A 16,342-nucleotide genomic window follows, 5' to 3' on the forward strand; every position below is an offset into this window, starting at 1 on the left:
CTTTTTTACGATACTCCTATATAACCTAGATTAGTCTTCAAATTCTTCTTTCAAAATTCTCTGAACATCTAAAATAGTTTCTTCTTCTAAATCAGTTCTTTTAACTAACTCTTCAACATTAGTTTCTAATACGCTTCTTGCAGTATCTAAACCAATTTTTTTGAATTCTTTAATTACCCAATCTTCAATTTCATCAACAAACTCTGTTAACTCAACATCTTCTTCTTCTAAACCTTCTCTCTTAACATCGATCTCATATCCTGTTAACTCACTTGCCAAACGGATATTTACACCGCCTCTACCAATCGCTTTAGAAACTTCTTCTGGTTTTAAAAGCACGCTTACACGTCCTTTTTTACCATTCTTTTCTTCATCGTACATTTCTATTTCCATAGAAGTTACTTTAGCCGGACTTAATGCTCTAGAAATATATAGTTGTTCGTTTTTAGTATAATTGATAACATCAATGTTTTCATTACCTAATTCACGTACAATTCCGTGTATTCTTGAACCTTTTACCCCAACACAAGCTCCAACAGGATCAATTCTATCATCATAAGAATCTACCGCTACTTTTGCTTTTTCACCAGGAATTCTTGCAACTCCTTCAACAGTAATTAAACCATCAAAAACTTCAGGAATCTCTTGTTCAAACAATTTGTTTAAGAAAGAAGGTGATGTTCTTGAAAGTATAATTGCTGGTTTATTTCCTCTTAATTCTACCGATTTAATAACGCCTCTAACAGAATCTCCTTTTCTGAAGAAATCTGAACGAATTTGCTCACTTTTTGGTAATACAATTTCATTCCCATCATCATCTAACAAAATAATTGCATTATGACGAATGTGATGAACTTCTGCACTATATAACTCTCCTTCTAACTCTTTAAATTGCTTAAAGATATTTGTACTATCGTGTTCGTAAATTTTAGAAATTAAGTTCTGACGTAATGCCAAAATAGCTCTTCTTCCTAAATCTATTAATTTTACTTCTTCAGAAACATCTTCACCAATTTCAAAATCTGGCTCAATTAACCTTGCTTCAGCAAGCTCTATCTCTTCATTATCATCTTCAGAAAAACCATCTGCAACAACAATTCTATTTCTCCAAATCTCTAAATCCCCCTTATCTGGATTAATAATAATATCAAAATTATCATCAGATCCAAACTTACGCTTTAAGGCAGCCCTAAAAACTTCTTCCAAAATAGACATTAAAGTTACTCTGTCTATACTCTTATTATCTTTAAATTCTGAAAACGAATCAATTAACGCTATATTTTCCATTACATTTTTTGCTTAAAATACAATCTTCACTTTTGCTTCTATAATCTCTTTATATGAAATAGTTGCTGCCTTACTTACAGTAACTTTTCCTTTACCTATTGGTTTTGGTTCTCTAGCCTTCCAATTTAAAACTATCTTTTCATCATCTGCTTCTACCAAAGTCCCTTCAAATTCTGCTTCTGCAGTTTTAACTTTTAGAATTCTGTTGATATTTTTTACATACTGTCTATTCACTTTTAAGGGATGTGCAATATCTGGTGTAGAAACTTCAAGTGAAAAATCTTCTTCTTCTCTATCAAAATTACTATCTACGCTTCTACTAATCCTAATACACTCACTTAAAGGAACACCATTATCTCCATCTACAACAATTTGAATTTTGTTATTAGTGGATATTTCAAAATTTATCAAATACAATGACTCATTAAGCGCTAACGCCTCGTCAATAAAATCTCTTACCTTAGTTTCGTTCATCTTAAAATATAAAAAGAGGGGACTTTCGGTCCCCTTCATTTCTTCATTTATTGTGATTTTCGGTGCAAATATACTAAATGTTTATGGTTTATCAAAACGAGTGTTATTCATTTTTTTTTTGTAACTTTAGATATGTAGTTTTTTTAATTTAAAATTTTTAAAAGATGAATAAAATACTAGTTCCCATCGATTTTTCTAAAACATCTGAATATGCAGCAAAAATGGCAGCAAGAATTGCTGAAAAATCTGAGAGTAAAATATATCTTTTGCATATGATAGAACTACCTAACGGTGTTGTAGGTATGGGTACAGCAAGCAGGTTTAGCATTCCTGAAAGCATGTTATATTTAAGAAAAATAAAAGCACGTGTATTAGAGTTTAAAGAGCAATTTTTTTCAGAAAACATAGATATTCAATACGCTATTATACTACAAAACCCTTTTGAAGGCATTCAAAAATATGCCGCTAAAATTGAAGCAAACCTTATTGTAATGGGCTCAAAAGGTCAATCAGAATTTGAAGAAATAATGATTGGTTCTAATACAGAAAAGGTAGTAAGAACCTCTACAATACCTGTAATTGTAGTAAAAAGAGATGATAAAAAATTCAAATTAAAAAACTTGGTTTTTGCTTCCAACTTTAAAAAAGAAAATAAAGATGTTTTTAATAAGGTTATTGATTTTGCGAACCAATTTAACAGTAAAATTCATTTATTAAAAGTAAATACTCCTTCAAATTTTGAAAGCACACATGATGCTCAAGAAAAGGTGAAAAATTTTATTAAAGACTATAATTTACCTAAACACACAATAAATATTTACAATGATACTTCTGTAGAAAAAGGGATTTTAAATTTCTCTAGAGACATTAATTCAGATCTAATTGCTTTATGTACACATGGTAGAAGTGGCTTGTCTCATTTATTTACTGGTAGCGTTACTAAAAGCCTATCTAAAAATGCTTTAAAACCAATGTTAACCATTAAAGTCTAGAAAATAGTTTAGTTTGTTTCTAAAATTATTTACCGAGAACTACACCAACTACTGATATAAGCCATTAAAACAGACATCATATCACCGTTAACGTTCCCAAAACTTCATAAAAATACCCCCAAATAGTATCTAACTTTTTGAGGGCAGTGTATTATGGAGATTTTTTTATTTATATAAGTTCTTTTTTTTAAAGAATATAATCTGTACTAATAAAATTAGATGTTTTCTTTTCTAATAACTCTGCCAAAATTGCATTATTATAAGGAGTATCTTTAGAAGCTACAAAAGTTCTTATAGAAAAGGTACGTAAAGCATCATGCACACTTAAGGTAGCAACTGCTGAATCTTTTCTTCCTGTAAACGGATATACATCTGGCCCTCTTTGTGCAGCAGTGTTTAAATTTACTCTACATACTAAATTAACTAAAGTATCTATTAATGGTGCTAACGTTTTTACTTCACTTCCAAAAACACTTACTTGTTGTCCGTAGTTCGATTCTGCCATATCATCTAAAGGCTCTTGAATATTTTTAAAAGAAACAATTGGAGTGACTGGTCCAAATTGCTCTTCTTGAAACACTCTCATATCTTTAGATACCGGATATAAAACTGATGGAAAAATATAATTATCTGTAGTTTCACCCCCTTTTTTATTAATTACTTTTGCACCTTTTGCAGTGGCATCATCAATTAATTCTTGAATATATGCAGGCTTTCCTGGTTCTGGTAAAGGTGTTAATTTTACGTCTTTTTCCCAAGGGTTTCCAAATTTTAATGCATCAACTCTTGCTGCAAATCGTTTGTTAAATTTATCAACAATATGCTCATGAACGTACAATATTTTTAAAGCTGTACAACGTTGTCCGTTAAAAGAAGTTGCTCCAGACAGACATTCATCAATAGCCAAATCTAAATCTGCATCTGGTAAAACAATTCCTGGATTTTTAGCTTCTAAACCTAAAACTAAACGTAATCTATTTTTAAAAGGATGATTTTCCTGAATAGCATTTGCAGATTTACTGTTTCCTATTAAAGCCAGTACATCTACTTTACCTGTTTTCATTATAGGTGTAGCTAAAACTCTACCTCTACCATAAATTATATTTACTACACCTTCTGGAAAACTATTCTGAAAAGCTTCCATTAAAGGAGATAATAATAGAACTCCATGTTTTGCTGGTTTAAAAACAGCCGTATTTCCCATAATTAAAGCAGGAATCAACAATGCAAAAGTTTCATTTAACGGGTAATTATAAGGTCCTAAACACAACACAACGCCTAAGGGGCCACGTCTAATATGTGCATGAACTCCACTATTTTTCTCAAACTTAGCAGAATTTCTATCCATTTTCTTGTAATCCTCAATCGTATCGTAGATATATTCTACAGTTCTATCAAATTCTTTTTCAGAATCTGGCAACGATTTTCCAATCTCCCACATTAACAACTTTACAACTTCTTCACGTTTGGTTTTCATTTGCTCTGCAAACTCCTCCATACATTCAATTCTATCTACAACCCTCATTGTCGGCCACAAACCTTGCCCTTTATCATAAGATTTATAAGCAGAACTTAATGCTTCTAAAGCTTGGTCTTCAGTTAAGTTTGGCACAGTACCTAATAAAGTTGGCTTGTATTCTTTAGTTGATGAAATTGTAGAATACACTTCTGTAACATCACCTTTCCACTCTTTTAACTCACCATTAACTAAATACGTTTTTTGATGTAAAAGTGATTTTATTTTATATACTTCTGGAATCTCTGTAAATTGTTTTTTCATAAATTGTTTTGTTATATCTCATTCTAAACACTAGAACTTGATTCATAAATTTATTTTAAAATACCTAGTTCAAATTAACAAAAAATAAGACCAAATTACTTTAAAAAGTTTTTTAAATCACGAAAAGCATTTCGGAAAAAATTGGTTACTATTAATTGATAAAAAAGATTAAACTAAAAATTGAAATAGATCTGGCTTATCATTTAAGTAGTCGCCAAAGAAATTACGCGCTTTCATTCTTTTAATTAAAGGGGCTAAATCTTGAGAAGTTTTTAACTCTAAACCAACAACTGCAGCACCATTTTCTCTATTGGTTTTCTTAGTATATTCAAAGTGTGTAATATCATCATTAGGACCTAAAATTTCTGCTACAAATTCTTTTAAAGCTCCGGCTCTTTGAGGAAACTTTATAATAAAATAATGTTTTAAATTCGCAAACAACAATGCCCTTTCTTTAATTTCTGCTGTTCTTGTAATATCATTATTACTGCCACTTACAACACAAACTACGTTTTTACCTTTAATTTTATCAGCAAATAAATCTAAAGCAGCAATACTTAATGCTCCTGCAGGCTCTACTACAATTGCGTCTTTGTTATATAAATCTAAAATTGTCTGACAAATTTTACCTTCAGGAACCGTAATTACTTCATCTAAGTTCTGCTGACAAATAGCAAAGTTTAAATCGCCCACTCTTTTAACTGCTGCTCCATCCACAAAAGAATCTATTTTTTCTAAAGTGGTATTTTGTTTATTTCTTATTGATGTTTGCATAGAAGGTGCACCTTCTGGTTCTACTCCAATAATTTTTGTTTCTGGTGATATTTCTTTAAATACAGTTGATAATCCTGATGACAAACCTCCTCCTCCAATTGGAACAAAAACATAATCTATTTTTTTATCAGTTTGATTTAAAATTTCTAACCCAACTGTTGCTTGGCCTTCAATTACTTTTTCATCATTAAAAGGATGAATAAACGTTTTGTTTTTTGCATCACATTCTAATTTTGCTGCATTAAAAGCATCATCAAAAGTATCTCCTTCAATAACAATTTCTATAAAATCTTCACCAAACATTTTTACCTGATTAATTTTTTGATTTGGTGTTGGAGAAGGCATAAAAATTGTTCCTTTAATTTGCAATAGCTTACAAGATAAAGCAACTCCTTGCGCATGATTTCCTGCGCTTGCACAAACAATTCCTATTTGTTTTTCATTATCGCTTAAAGAAGACATTTTATTATATGCACCCCTAATTTTATAAGAGCGAACAACTTGTAAATCTTCTCTTTTAAACAAAATAGTTGCTTCCAATTCTTTTGATAAATTAAAATTCTTGCTTAGAGGGGTTTGTATAGCAACACCTTTTAAATTTTCAGAAGCGGTTCTTACCGCTTCTAAAGTTGGAAAATAAATTTGTTCTGTTTGCATGGGCCGAATATAAAAATAAAACCTGTCAGGCTTTGAAATCTGACAGGTTTTTATAATAATTAAAATTTATTATTTATGCAGATTTTATCACTTTCATTGCTGTCATAGAAGCTCTTAATTTTGCACCTACAATTTCTACTGGATGATTTCTAATAATCGCATTAATTCTAATTAACTCTTTATTATCAACATCATTAGAATCTGTAAACTTCTTACCAATAATATTTGTATCAACTGTTTTCATAAAATCAGTTAATAAAGGCTTACAAGCATGATCAAATAAGTAACAACCATATTCTGCAGTATCAGAAATTACACGGTTCATTTCGGCCAATTTCATTCTTGCAATTGTATTTGCAATTAATGGCGTTTCGTGTAAAGATTCATAATAAGCAGAAGCTTCAATAATACCAGATTCTGTCATAGCCTCAAAAGCTAATTCTACACCAGCTCTTACAAAAGCAACTAATAAAGTTCCATGGTCAAAATATTCTTGTTCAGAAATTTCTTGATTTGTAACTTGTTGTTTTTCAAATGCAGTTTCTCCTGTTGCAGCTCTCCAAGTTAATAAGTTTTTATCATCATTAGCCCAGTCTTCCATCATTGTTTGAGAGAAATGACCTGTCATAATATCATCCATATGTTTTTGAAATAATGGACGCATAATATCTTTTAATTCCTCAGATAATCTAAAAGCTTCAACTTTAGCAGGATTAGACAATCTATCCATCATATTAGTGATACCACCATGCTTTAAAGCTTCAGTTACCGTTTCCCAACCATATTGAATTAATTTAGCAGCATAACCTGGCTCAATTCCTTCTTCAACCATTTTATCAAAAGATAAAATTGCTCCTGTTTGTAACAAACCACATAAAATAGTTTGCTCTCCCATTAAATCAGATTTTACTTCAGCAACAAAAGAAGACTCTAAAACCCCTGCTCTGTTACCTCCAGTTGCAACTGCATATGCCTTTGCTTGTGCCCATCCTTTTCCTTCAGGATCATTTTCTGGGTGAACTGCAGTTAAAGTTGGTACTCCAAATCCTCTTTTATATTCTTCTCTAACTTCAGATCCGGGACATTTTGGTGCCACCATAATTACCGTTAAATCTTTACGAATTTGCATTCCTTCTTCAACAATGTTAAAACCATGAGAATAGCTTAATGTTGCTCCTTTTTTCATTAATGGCATTACCGTTTTTACAACATTTGTGTGTTGCTTATCTGGTGTTAAGTTAATCACCAAATCTGCACTTGGCAATAACTCTTCATACGTACCAACTGTAAATCCATTAGAAGAAGCATTCATAAAAGACTCCCTTTTTTGGTCAATTGCTGCTTTTCTTAACGTGTAAGAAATATCTAAACCAGAATCCCTCATATTTAAACCTTGGTTTAAACCTTGGGCACCACAACCTACAATAACAATTTTCTTTCCTAATAATGCGTTTACACCATCTTCAAATTCTGAAGCATCCATAAACCTACATTTCCCTAATTGACCTAATTTCTCTCTTAATGTTAATGTGTTAAAATAATTTGACATTTCTATTTATTTAGTTGTTGTATGTTTCTAACAATGTTGATATTTTCATTTCTTCTTTAGTAACTGCAATTAAACCAGAACGGGTATATTGCATAATACCAAAAATACTTAATTGATTGTATAACGCTACTATTTCTTCTTTTTTACCAGATTTTTCTAGAACAAAAAAGTCTTTATTTACAGTAACAATTCTAGCATTACTTTCTTTAATTATATTTTGAATTTGACGTTCTTCAAACAATAATTCAGATTTAATTTTAAACAATCCTGAAATTTGATAGATAACCTCATCTAGATCATGATAGTAGGCTTTAATAACTTCTACTTGCTTCTCTATTTGACCAATAATTTTCTTAATATTTACCTCTGTCATACTTACAACAATTGTAAATTTAGAAATGCCTTCAATTTCTGATGGAGAACTATTTATACTCTCTATGTTGATGTGTCTTCTTTGGAAAATTGCTGAAATCCTATTCAACAATCCAATATTATTTTCTGTATAAACAGATATTGCAAATAATTGTTTTTCTGTATTCATATTACTCTAATCTTATATCTGAAACACTTGCTCCTGAAGGAACCATTGGAAATACATTACCCTCTTTCTCTACACAAACTTCTAAGAAATACGCTTCTTTACTTGCCATCATTTCTGCAACAGCCTCTGCTAAATCTTCACGTTTTGTAACTTTTCTTGCTTTTATATAATACCCTTCTGCAATTGCAACAAAATTTGGATTTACCATTTCTGTTGATGCATAGCGTTTATCAAAAAACAACTGTTGCCATTGACGCACCATTCCTAAAAAGTCGTTATTTAAAACTACTATTTTTACAGCTGCTTTTTGCTGAAAAATTGTACCTAATTCTTGAATTGTCATTTGGTAACCTCCATCACCAGAAATTGAAACTACTTCACGTTCTGGAGCTGCCATTTTAGCACCAATCGCTGCAGGTAAGCCAAAGCCCATAGTTCCTAATCCACCAGAAGTAATATTACTTTTTGTTTGGTTGAATTCTGCATATCTACAAGCAATCATTTGATGCTGCCCAACATCTGATACGATTGCAGCTTCACCTTTACTCTGAATATTTATTTCTTTTAAAACTTCCCCCATTGTTAACCCTTCTTTGGTTGGGTACAAGTCGCCCTTTATTACTTTTTCATATTCAATGGCATATAAATCTTTAAAATTTTGATGCCATTCTGTATGAGAATTTTCATTTATTAACGGTAAAATTAACTCTAAACTTGCTTTAGCATCTCCTAAAACAGCAACATCCGATTTTACATTTTTATCAACTTCTGAAGGATCTATTTCAAAATGAATCACTTTTGCCTGTGTTGCATATTCATCTAATTTACCAGTAACACGATCATCAAATCGCATTCCAATTGCAATTAAAACATCACATTCATTTGTTAACACATTTGGCGCATAATTACCATGCATACCAACCATACCAACATTTAAAGGATGAGAAGTAGGAATAGCAGAAGCCCCTAAAATTGTCCAAGCAGCAGGAATTCCTGCCTTTTCTATTACGGCTTTAAGTGCTTCTTCAGCTTCACTTAAAATAATACCTTGCCCCCAAACCACAAATGGTTTTTTTGCTTCATTTATTAATTTTGCAGCTGCTTCAACAGATTTTATATCTGTTTTAGGAATAGGCACATAACTTCTTACTTTAGTACATTTTTCATATAAAAAATCAAACTCTTCAAATTGCGCATCTTTTGTAATATCAACCAAAACAGGTCCTGGTCTTCCACTTTTTGCAATGTAAAAAGCTTTTGCAATTGCTTCAGGAATTTGAGAAGCTCTTGTTACTTGACAGTTCCATTTTGTAACTGGAGTAGAAATACCTACAATATCTGTTTCTTGAAATGCATCACTTCCTAATAAATGAGAAGAAACTTGACCCGTTATACACACCATTGGTGTAGAATCTATCTGTGCATCTGCAATACCTGTTATTAAATTTGTTGCTCCTGGTCCAGAAGTTGCCATTGCAACTCCAACATTACCAGAAATACGTGCATAACCTTGGGCCGAATGTGTTGCTCCTTGTTCATGACGTGTTAATACGTGATGAATTTTATCTTGATATTTATACAACTCATCATAAACAGGCATAATTGCCCCTCCAGGATACCCGTATAAAATCTTAACTCCTTCTTCTATAAGACATCTAACAATTGCCTCGCTACCAGAAATACGTTCTGTAGTTTTAGTAGATTTTTTTGTGTTTTTTATGGTTTGCGTTTCCATATATCTATATATTATTAAGCGTCAGTAATACATCCTTTTGAAGCAGATGCAACTGTTTTTGCGTATTTGTATAAAATTCCTTTTTTATGTTTTAATGCTGGAGCAACCCATCTTGCTTTTCTTTCTGCTAATTCTTCATCAGAAATTAAAACATTTATTGAATTATCTTCTGCGCTAATTCTAATGGTATCACCCGTTTCTAATAAACCAATTGTGCCTCCAGATTGTGCTTCTGGTGTAATATGCCCGACCACAAAACCATGAGTTCCTCCAGAAAAACGACCATCAGTAATTAAAGCAACTGATTTACCTAAACCTGCTCCCATAATTAAAGAAGTTGGTTTTAACATTTCTGGCATCCCTGGTCCTCCTTTAGGTCCAACATATCGAATGACGACCACATCTCCTCTTGCTACTTCTCCGTTTGAAATCCCTGTATTTGCTGCTTGTTCTCCATCATAAACAACTGCTTTTCCTTCAAAAAGCAATCCTTCATTTCCTGAGATTTTTGCTACTGCACCTTCCGTTGCAAGGTTTCCGTATATTATTTGAATATTACCTGATGATTTTAATGGGTTATCTTTTGGATAAATTACATCTTGATGATCAAACTCCATCGCTTCAACACTTGCTAGATTCTCTGCCAATGTTTTACCTGTAACCGTCATACAATCTCCATGTAAATAGCCATTGTCTAATAAATATTTCATAATTGCAGGCGTTCCTCCAACTCCATGAACATCTTCCATTAAGTATTTTCCAGAGGGTTTTAAATCTGCAATTAACGGAGTTCTATCACTTACTTTTTGAAAATCTTCTAACGTAAATTCAATGTCTGCTGCGTGTGCTATTGCTAAAAAGTGTAATACTGCATTTGTAGACCCTCCTAAAGCGTTTACAATTGCAATTGCATTTTCTAAAGATTTTTTAGTAATAATATCTAACGGTTTTAAATCTAATTCTAATAAGTTTTTTATTGCTGCAGCTGTTCTTTCTGCTTCAGATAATTTATTAGGATTTTCTGCAGGTATTGATGAATTATAAGGCAAAGAAAAGCCCATGCATTCTATAGCAGAAGCCATTGTATTTGCAGTGTACATTCCTCCACAAGCTCCAGCTCCTGGAATTGCTCTTTTTATAATTTCTCTATATTCGTCTTCTTCAATTTCTCCTGCCATTTTTTGCCCTAAAGCTTCAAATGCAGAAACAATATTTAGTTTTCTTCCTTTGTAATTTCCTGATGCAATTGTACCACCATACATCATAATTGATGGACGGTTTAAACGCAACATAGCAATAACTGCTCCTGGCATATTTTTATCACAACCTACAACAGAAATTAATGCATCATAACTTTGTGCATTCATAACTGTTTCTATAGAATCTGCAATGATATCTCTTGATGCTAATGAATAATTCATTCCAGAAGTTCCCATAGAAATTCCATCTGAAACACCAATAGTATTAAACCCTAAACCAACTAAACCTGCAATTTTACTTTCAATTTTCACCTCTGCAGCCAAGTTGTTTAAGTGCATGTTACATGGATTACCATCATAACCCGTACTTGCAATTCCTACTTGCGCTTTTTGCATGTCTTCATCAGTTAAACCTACTGCATACAACATTGCTTGTGATGCTGGCTGAGATTCATCTTGAGTTAATCTACGACTGTGTTTATTTAAATTCATCTATATATTACTACTTTAAGTGACTAAATTAGTTTGTTTCCTTTTTTTTAATACCTATTTTTTATAAAACGCTTTAAACTCATGTGTTAAAAAAGTATCTTAAAATACTGATTAACAATTAATTAAATATATTTAAAAATGATGTTCAATCCCTAAAATAATTTCATAAAAAAACCTTCCTTTTTACAGGAAGGTACTATTTAAAATTAAAAATATCACCTCCTTATCCTGTCGTAATTATTACGATGACAATAAATGAAATACTATTTAAAATTTGTTTTCTCATTTGGTCTACAACTATTGAAAGTTTAAATTTTTTATTTATTCTAGTTGGCAAACTAGTTTAGCCCAGATTGAAGGGGCTGTTTGAGCTCTTTTATCTCTTTTTTAAGAGGTAAAAAGCGAGTACTGAAAGCTGGAAATAGCTTCTAAAAAAACACTATATAATAGTACTTTGTCCGGTATGAATATTCTTAAAATTCATATTACTGTCATCTTGATGCATTATATAATCTGCAATAAAATCGCCTACTTTTGAAGTAGTTGCAAAAAATGAAGTTTTACCTTTTATATCTTCTGTTGTGATTCCTAAAACTAATGATTTTTCTACGGCTCTTTCAATTGCATCTGCTTCTTCATGCAAACCTAAATGTTCTAATAACAGTGCTGCTGATAAAATTGATGCGATCGGATTTGCGATATCTTTTCCTGCTGCTTGTGAAAAAGAACCATGAATTGGCTCAAACAAAGCGTTTTCGTCTCCTATTGATGAAGATGCTAATATTCCTATTGAACCTCCCATAACACTTGCTACGTCAGAGATAATATCTCCTAACAAATTTTCTGTAAGGATTACATCAAACTGTTTTGGATTTAAAATCATTTGCATTGCAGCATTATCTACAAACATATATTCTATGGTTACATCTTTGTATTCTTTTGCTATTTCAGAAACCGTTTTTCTCCATAAACGAGAAGTTTCTAAAACATTTGCTTTATCTACTAAGGTTACTTTTTTCTTTCTGTTTTGTGCTGCTTTAAATGCTAAATGAGTAATTCTAGAAATTTCTTTTACCGTATAAGTACATCCGTCAAAAGCAGTTTGCTTGTCTTCACTTAACTCTTTTATTCCGAAATAAATTCCTCCAGTTAACTCTCTATAAATAGCGATATCTGTTCCTGTAATAACCTCTCTTTTTAACGGAGAATTATCTATTAACTGCTCATATGCTTTTACTGGTCTAACATTACAATACAAACCTAATTCTTTTCGCAACCTTAATAAACCTTGTTCTGGTCTTACTTGTGCTGAAGGATTGTTATCATATTTAGTATCGCCAATTGCTCCAAATAAAATGGCATCAGCATCTTTACATATTTTTATAGTTGCGGCTGGTAATGGATCTCCTGTTTCATCAATTGCGCAAGAACCCATTTGAGCTTCTTTAAATATAAAAACATGATTGTAAACATCCGCAACGGCATTTAGTGCTTTTTTTGCTTGATTTGTTACTTCAGGGCCAATTCCATCTCCTGGAATTACTGCAATTGTATATTTCATATTTTAAAATGTTACCTTAAAAGGGCAAATTTAAATTCTTTTTAACGAAAAGAGTTCATTTATTTACTTTAATTCACTGACTTTAAGTTTGTCAGAAATAATAGAAAAAGGTATAATTTAAGCTATTTACTTACGCTATAGCAATTTTTGAAATTTTATTTACTACGTGCATAATAGCATGAATATCATCATCCTTTACTTCTTTTTGCTTGTCTGCAGTTTCTAAAAAAGCTGAATAAGCAACATCTAACTGTACCTTAGTTAACTCGTAACCAATTTTCTTAGACCTATAAGCCAAAGCAGCTCTACCACTTCTTGCTGTTAAAACGATTGCACTTTCTGTAACACCAACATCTTCAGGGTCCATAATTTCATAGGTTTCTCTATTTTTTATAACGCCATCTTGATGAATTCCTGAACTATGAGCAAATGCATTTGCTCCAACAATTGCTTTATTTGGCTGCACTGGCATTCCCATACTTTCACGAACCAATATACTTGTATCGTACAATAATTTTGTATTAATACTTGTTTCTAAATTTAAATAAGGGTGTTGTTTTAAAACCATTACAACTTCTTCTAAAGCTGTATTTCCTGCACGTTCTCCAATACCATTTATGGTACATTCTATTTGACGTGCTCCATTAATTACGCCTGCAATTGAATTTGCTGTTGCCATTCCTAAATCATTATGACAATGACAAGAAAGAATTACATTTTCTATTCCTCTCACGTTTTCTCTTAAATATTTTATTTTTGCTCCGTATTCTTCAGGCAAACAATATCCTGTTGTATCTGGAATATTTAAAACAGTTGCACCTGCTTTAATTACTTCTTCACAAACTCTTGCTAAATATTCATTATCAGTTCTCCCTGCATCTTCAGCATAAAACTCAACATCTTCTACAAAAGATTTTGCATAAGAAACTGCACCAATAGCACGTTCTATTACTTTTTCTCTAGTAGAGTTAAATTTGAATTTTATATGCGAATCACTTGTACCAATACCCGTGTGAATTCTTGGAAACTTTGCATATTTTAAAGCGGCTGCTGCAACTTTAATATCATTTTCTACAGCTCTAGTTAACCCACAAACTGTCGCATTTTTTATAATTTTCGCAATTTCTGAAACCGAAGTAAAATCACCTGGACTAGAAACCGGAAAACCTGCTTCAATAACGTTTACACCTAGTAAATCTAATCTTTCAGCAATTACCAATTTTTGAGTTGTATCTAATTTACAACCCGGAACCTGTTCACCATCTCTAAGAGTGGTATCAAATATTTGTACTTTATTGTCTTGCATAATTTCTGAAAAGATTATCTTTATAATAAATTCAAATGTATATATTGCTTACTCAATAAGTATATTTATCCTAGTTGTCTATACGATTTCTAGTTCACTTTTAAAAAATATAATCACCTAATAATCAGTTTATTATGAGCAAAATCATTACATCAGCCAATCAACAAAATGATGCTCTTTTTGTTCTAATTAAGTCTTTAACCAAGTCTGAAAAGAGACAATTTAACTTATATGTTGGTAGGTTAGGTGGAAATATTGACGCTAAATTCTTTTCACTATTTAAGTTTTTAGAAAAACTAAAAGTATATGATGAAAAAGTAATTATTGGTAGTGGAATTGTTTCTAAACAACAACTTTCTAATCTAAAGGCACATTTATACAAACAGATTTTAATTAGTCTTCGTTTAAATCCTGCGCATAAAAATATACGAATTCAGATAAGAGAACAATTAGATTTTGCAACTGTTTTATACCAAAAAGGATTATACAAACAGAGTTTAAAATTGTTAGATAAAGCTAAAAATATGGCTTTAGATAATGAAGAAAAAAACATTGCTTATGAAATTGTTGAACTCGAAAAAGTAATTGAAACACAATATATTACAAGAAGTTTAAGCAATAGAGCGGGCCAACTCTCTATACAAGCAAAAGAATTAAGTCAGCAAAATGTAATTGCAAGCAAACTCTCTAATTTATCTCTTCAATTATATAGTCATTTATTACAAAACGGCTATGTTAAAAATAATGAGGAACTTGAATTTGTTAACGAATATTTCTATAGTAAACTGCCAAAATACGATTTTAAAACACTGGGTTTTAGAGAAAAATTATGGCTATATAAAGCACATCTGTGGTTCAGTTTTTTAACGCAAGATTTTTTACAGAGTTATAAATATGCAAAAAAATGGGTGGATTTATTTAAGGAAAACAACAAGCTTATTGTTTTACATCCTGTTTTTTATTTAAAAGGGATAAATTACTTATTAGAAGCTTCTTTCTTTGTTCATAAATCCTCTACTTTTAAACATGAATTGGCTTATTTTGAAAGTGAAATTGAGCAAAATAAAATACCTTTAAATACAAATACAGAGCTACTAATTTTCCTTTATTTATATTCTAATAAACTCCATTTACATTTCTTAGAAGGCACTTTTTCTGAAGGAGAATACCTGGTTGCTATTATTAACGATAAAATAAATAAATATCAGAATAGATTAGACGACCATTATGTTGTAATGCTCTATTATAAAATAGCTTGTTTGTATTTTGGAATGGGTAAAAACCAATTATGTATTACTTATTTACAAAAAATAATACGCTCTAAAAACCTTGGTTCTGCAGAAGATTTACAATGTTTTGCACGTGTTTTAAACCTTATTGCTCATTATGAGTGTGGTTTAGATTATGATTTAGAAAAACAGTTTATAGACACTTATAAATTCTTATTAAAAATGGAGAACTTACAAGAAGTTCAAAAAGAATTTATAACCTCTATTAGAGCTTTAAGTGATGTTTTTCCGCATGAAATAAAAAAAGAATTTAAAAAAATACATACTCGTCTAAAAAAATTCGAAAACCACCCGTATGAAAAAAGAGCTTTTCTTTATTTAGATATTTTATCTTGGCTAGAAAGTAAAATTGAAAACAAACCAATTGCTTTAATTATTAAAGAAAAATCGAATAGAGCGCGTAAAAAATAGATAATTAACATTTTAACACTATTATTTCCATTAAAATCATATAAATTAACATGTAAGTCAAAATAAAGACTAATTAAAGTCTTCTAATTAAATAATAATAATATTTTTGCCTTGTGATTATTTCAAATTTAAATACAAATTCTTCTAAAACTAGTACTATAGTTGGTATTTCTATGGAAAATAGTACTCGCACATCTACTACGATCACCCTTTAGGGGTTATTTCTATTTATATAAAATTAGGTCACTTATTGTTTCGAAACAACATCGGAACAAGCATATAAAAATTAATTTCA

General features: G+C 31.1%; 12 protein-coding genes. 2 read left to right on the forward strand and 10 right to left on the reverse strand.

All coding sequences use genetic code 11. The features are described 5' to 3' along the window. Window positions 1-30: 30 nt before the first annotated feature. The gene (gene nusA / locus BTO04_RS07995; protein WP_087564001.1) at window positions 31-1,287 is read right to left on the reverse strand and encodes a transcription termination factor NusA; all 1,257 of its coding nucleotides are present in this window, start codon (window positions 1,285-1,287) and stop codon (window positions 31-33) included. A gap of 12 nt (window positions 1,288-1,299) precedes the next feature. Then, window positions 1,300-1,761 carry a ribosome assembly cofactor RimP gene (rimP, locus tag BTO04_RS08000; RefSeq protein ID WP_087564002.1) on the reverse strand — a complete coding sequence of 154 codons (462 nt, stop codon included), beginning with the start codon at window positions 1,759-1,761 and terminating at the stop codon, window positions 1,300-1,302. 164 nt (window positions 1,762-1,925) lie between these two features. On the opposite strand from rimP, the gene BTO04_RS08005 reads away from it, so the two are divergent. Continuing rightward, on the forward strand, window positions 1,926-2,753 hold the full coding sequence (locus BTO04_RS08005) for a universal stress protein (RefSeq protein ID WP_087564003.1): 828 nt from the start codon (window positions 1,926-1,928) through the stop codon (window positions 2,751-2,753). A gap of 187 nt (window positions 2,754-2,940) precedes the next feature. Here the strand turns inward: BTO04_RS08005 and BTO04_RS08010 are convergent, their stop codons facing one another. From BTO04_RS08010 to BTO04_RS08045, 8 genes are all read right to left on the reverse strand, one after another. Then, window positions 2,941-4,533 (reverse strand): NADP-dependent glyceraldehyde-3-phosphate dehydrogenase, encoded by a 1,593-nt coding sequence (locus tag BTO04_RS08010; protein WP_087564004.1) that lies wholly within the window; start codon window positions 4,531-4,533, stop codon window positions 2,941-2,943. A 168-nt stretch (window positions 4,534-4,701) separates the two neighbouring features. Then, a complete protein-coding gene (gene ilvA / locus BTO04_RS08015; protein WP_087564005.1) occupies window positions 4,702-5,964 on the reverse strand; it encodes a threonine ammonia-lyase IlvA in 1,263 nt (420 codons plus the stop codon). Window positions 5,965-6,037: 73 nt separating this feature from the next. Continuing rightward, complete coding sequence (ilvC, locus tag BTO04_RS08020) at window positions 6,038-7,513, reverse strand: ketol-acid reductoisomerase (RefSeq protein WP_087564006.1); 1,476 nt, start codon at window positions 7,511-7,513, stop codon at window positions 6,038-6,040. Window positions 7,514-7,523: 10 nt separating this feature from the next. Further along, a complete protein-coding gene (ilvN, locus tag BTO04_RS08025; RefSeq protein WP_087564007.1) occupies window positions 7,524-8,054 on the reverse strand; it encodes an acetolactate synthase small subunit in 531 nt (176 codons plus the stop codon). A 1-nt stretch (window position 8,055) separates the two neighbouring features. Further along, window positions 8,056-9,789, reverse strand: coding sequence for a biosynthetic-type acetolactate synthase large subunit (gene ilvB, locus BTO04_RS08030; RefSeq protein WP_087564008.1), 1,734 nt, complete (start codon window positions 9,787-9,789; stop codon window positions 8,056-8,058). 14 nt (window positions 9,790-9,803) lie between these two features. Further along, window positions 9,804-11,480: a dihydroxy-acid dehydratase gene (gene ilvD / locus BTO04_RS08035; protein WP_087564009.1), complete on the reverse strand. Its 1,677-nt coding sequence runs from the start codon at window positions 11,478-11,480 to the stop codon at window positions 9,804-9,806. Window positions 11,481-11,919: 439 nt separating this feature from the next. Continuing rightward, window positions 11,920-13,041, reverse strand: a complete 1,122-nt coding sequence (gene leuB, locus BTO04_RS08040) for a 3-isopropylmalate dehydrogenase (protein ID WP_087564010.1) — start codon at window positions 13,039-13,041, stop codon at window positions 11,920-11,922. Between the two features lie 130 nt (window positions 13,042-13,171). Continuing rightward, on the reverse strand, window positions 13,172-14,347 hold the full coding sequence (locus BTO04_RS08045) for a 2-isopropylmalate synthase (protein ID WP_087564011.1): 1,176 nt from the start codon (window positions 14,345-14,347) through the stop codon (window positions 13,172-13,174). A 134-nt stretch (window positions 14,348-14,481) separates the two neighbouring features. Here BTO04_RS08045 and BTO04_RS08050 point away from each other — a divergent pair, with 134 nt between their 5' ends. Continuing rightward, the gene (locus BTO04_RS08050; protein ID WP_087564012.1) at window positions 14,482-16,047 is read left to right on the forward strand and encodes a hypothetical protein; all 1,566 of its coding nucleotides are present in this window, start codon (window positions 14,482-14,484) and stop codon (window positions 16,045-16,047) included. The last annotated feature ends 295 nt before the right edge of the window (window positions 16,048-16,342 follow it).

The sequence above is a fragment of the Polaribacter sp. SA4-10 genome, from assembly GCF_002163835.1.
Classification (GTDB): Bacteria; Bacteroidota; Bacteroidia; order Flavobacteriales; family Flavobacteriaceae; genus Polaribacter.

Coding starts and splice junctions, on each gene's coding strand:
- nusA (WP_087564001.1), bottom strand. CDS start 1,287: ATGGAAAATATAGCGTTAATTGATTCGTTTTCAGAATTTAAAGATAAT.
- rimP (WP_087564002.1), bottom strand. CDS start 1,761: ATGAACGAAACTAAGGTAAGAGATTTTATTGACGAGGCGTTAGCGCTT.
- BTO04_RS08005 (WP_087564003.1), top strand. CDS start 1,926: ATGAATAAAATACTAGTTCCCATCGATTTTTCTAAAACATCTGAATAT.
- BTO04_RS08010 (WP_087564004.1), bottom strand. CDS start 4,533: ATGAAAAAACAATTTACAGAGATTCCAGAAGTATATAAAATAAAATCA.
- ilvA (WP_087564005.1), bottom strand. CDS start 5,964: ATGCAAACAGAACAAATTTATTTTCCAACTTTAGAAGCGGTAAGAACC.
- ilvC (WP_087564006.1), bottom strand. CDS start 7,513: ATGTCAAATTATTTTAACACATTAACATTAAGAGAGAAATTAGGTCAA.
- ilvN (WP_087564007.1), bottom strand. CDS start 8,054: ATGAATACAGAAAAACAATTATTTGCAATATCTGTTTATACAGAAAAT.
- ilvB (WP_087564008.1), bottom strand. CDS start 9,789: ATGGAAACGCAAACCATAAAAAACACAAAAAAATCTACTAAAACTACA.
- ilvD (WP_087564009.1), bottom strand. CDS start 11,480: ATGAATTTAAATAAACACAGTCGTAGATTAACTCAAGATGAATCTCAG.
- leuB (WP_087564010.1), bottom strand. CDS start 13,041: ATGAAATATACAATTGCAGTAATTCCAGGAGATGGAATTGGCCCTGAA.
- BTO04_RS08045 (WP_087564011.1), bottom strand. CDS start 14,347: ATGCAAGACAATAAAGTACAAATATTTGATACCACTCTTAGAGATGGT.
- BTO04_RS08050 (WP_087564012.1), top strand. CDS start 14,482: ATGAGCAAAATCATTACATCAGCCAATCAACAAAATGATGCTCTTTTT.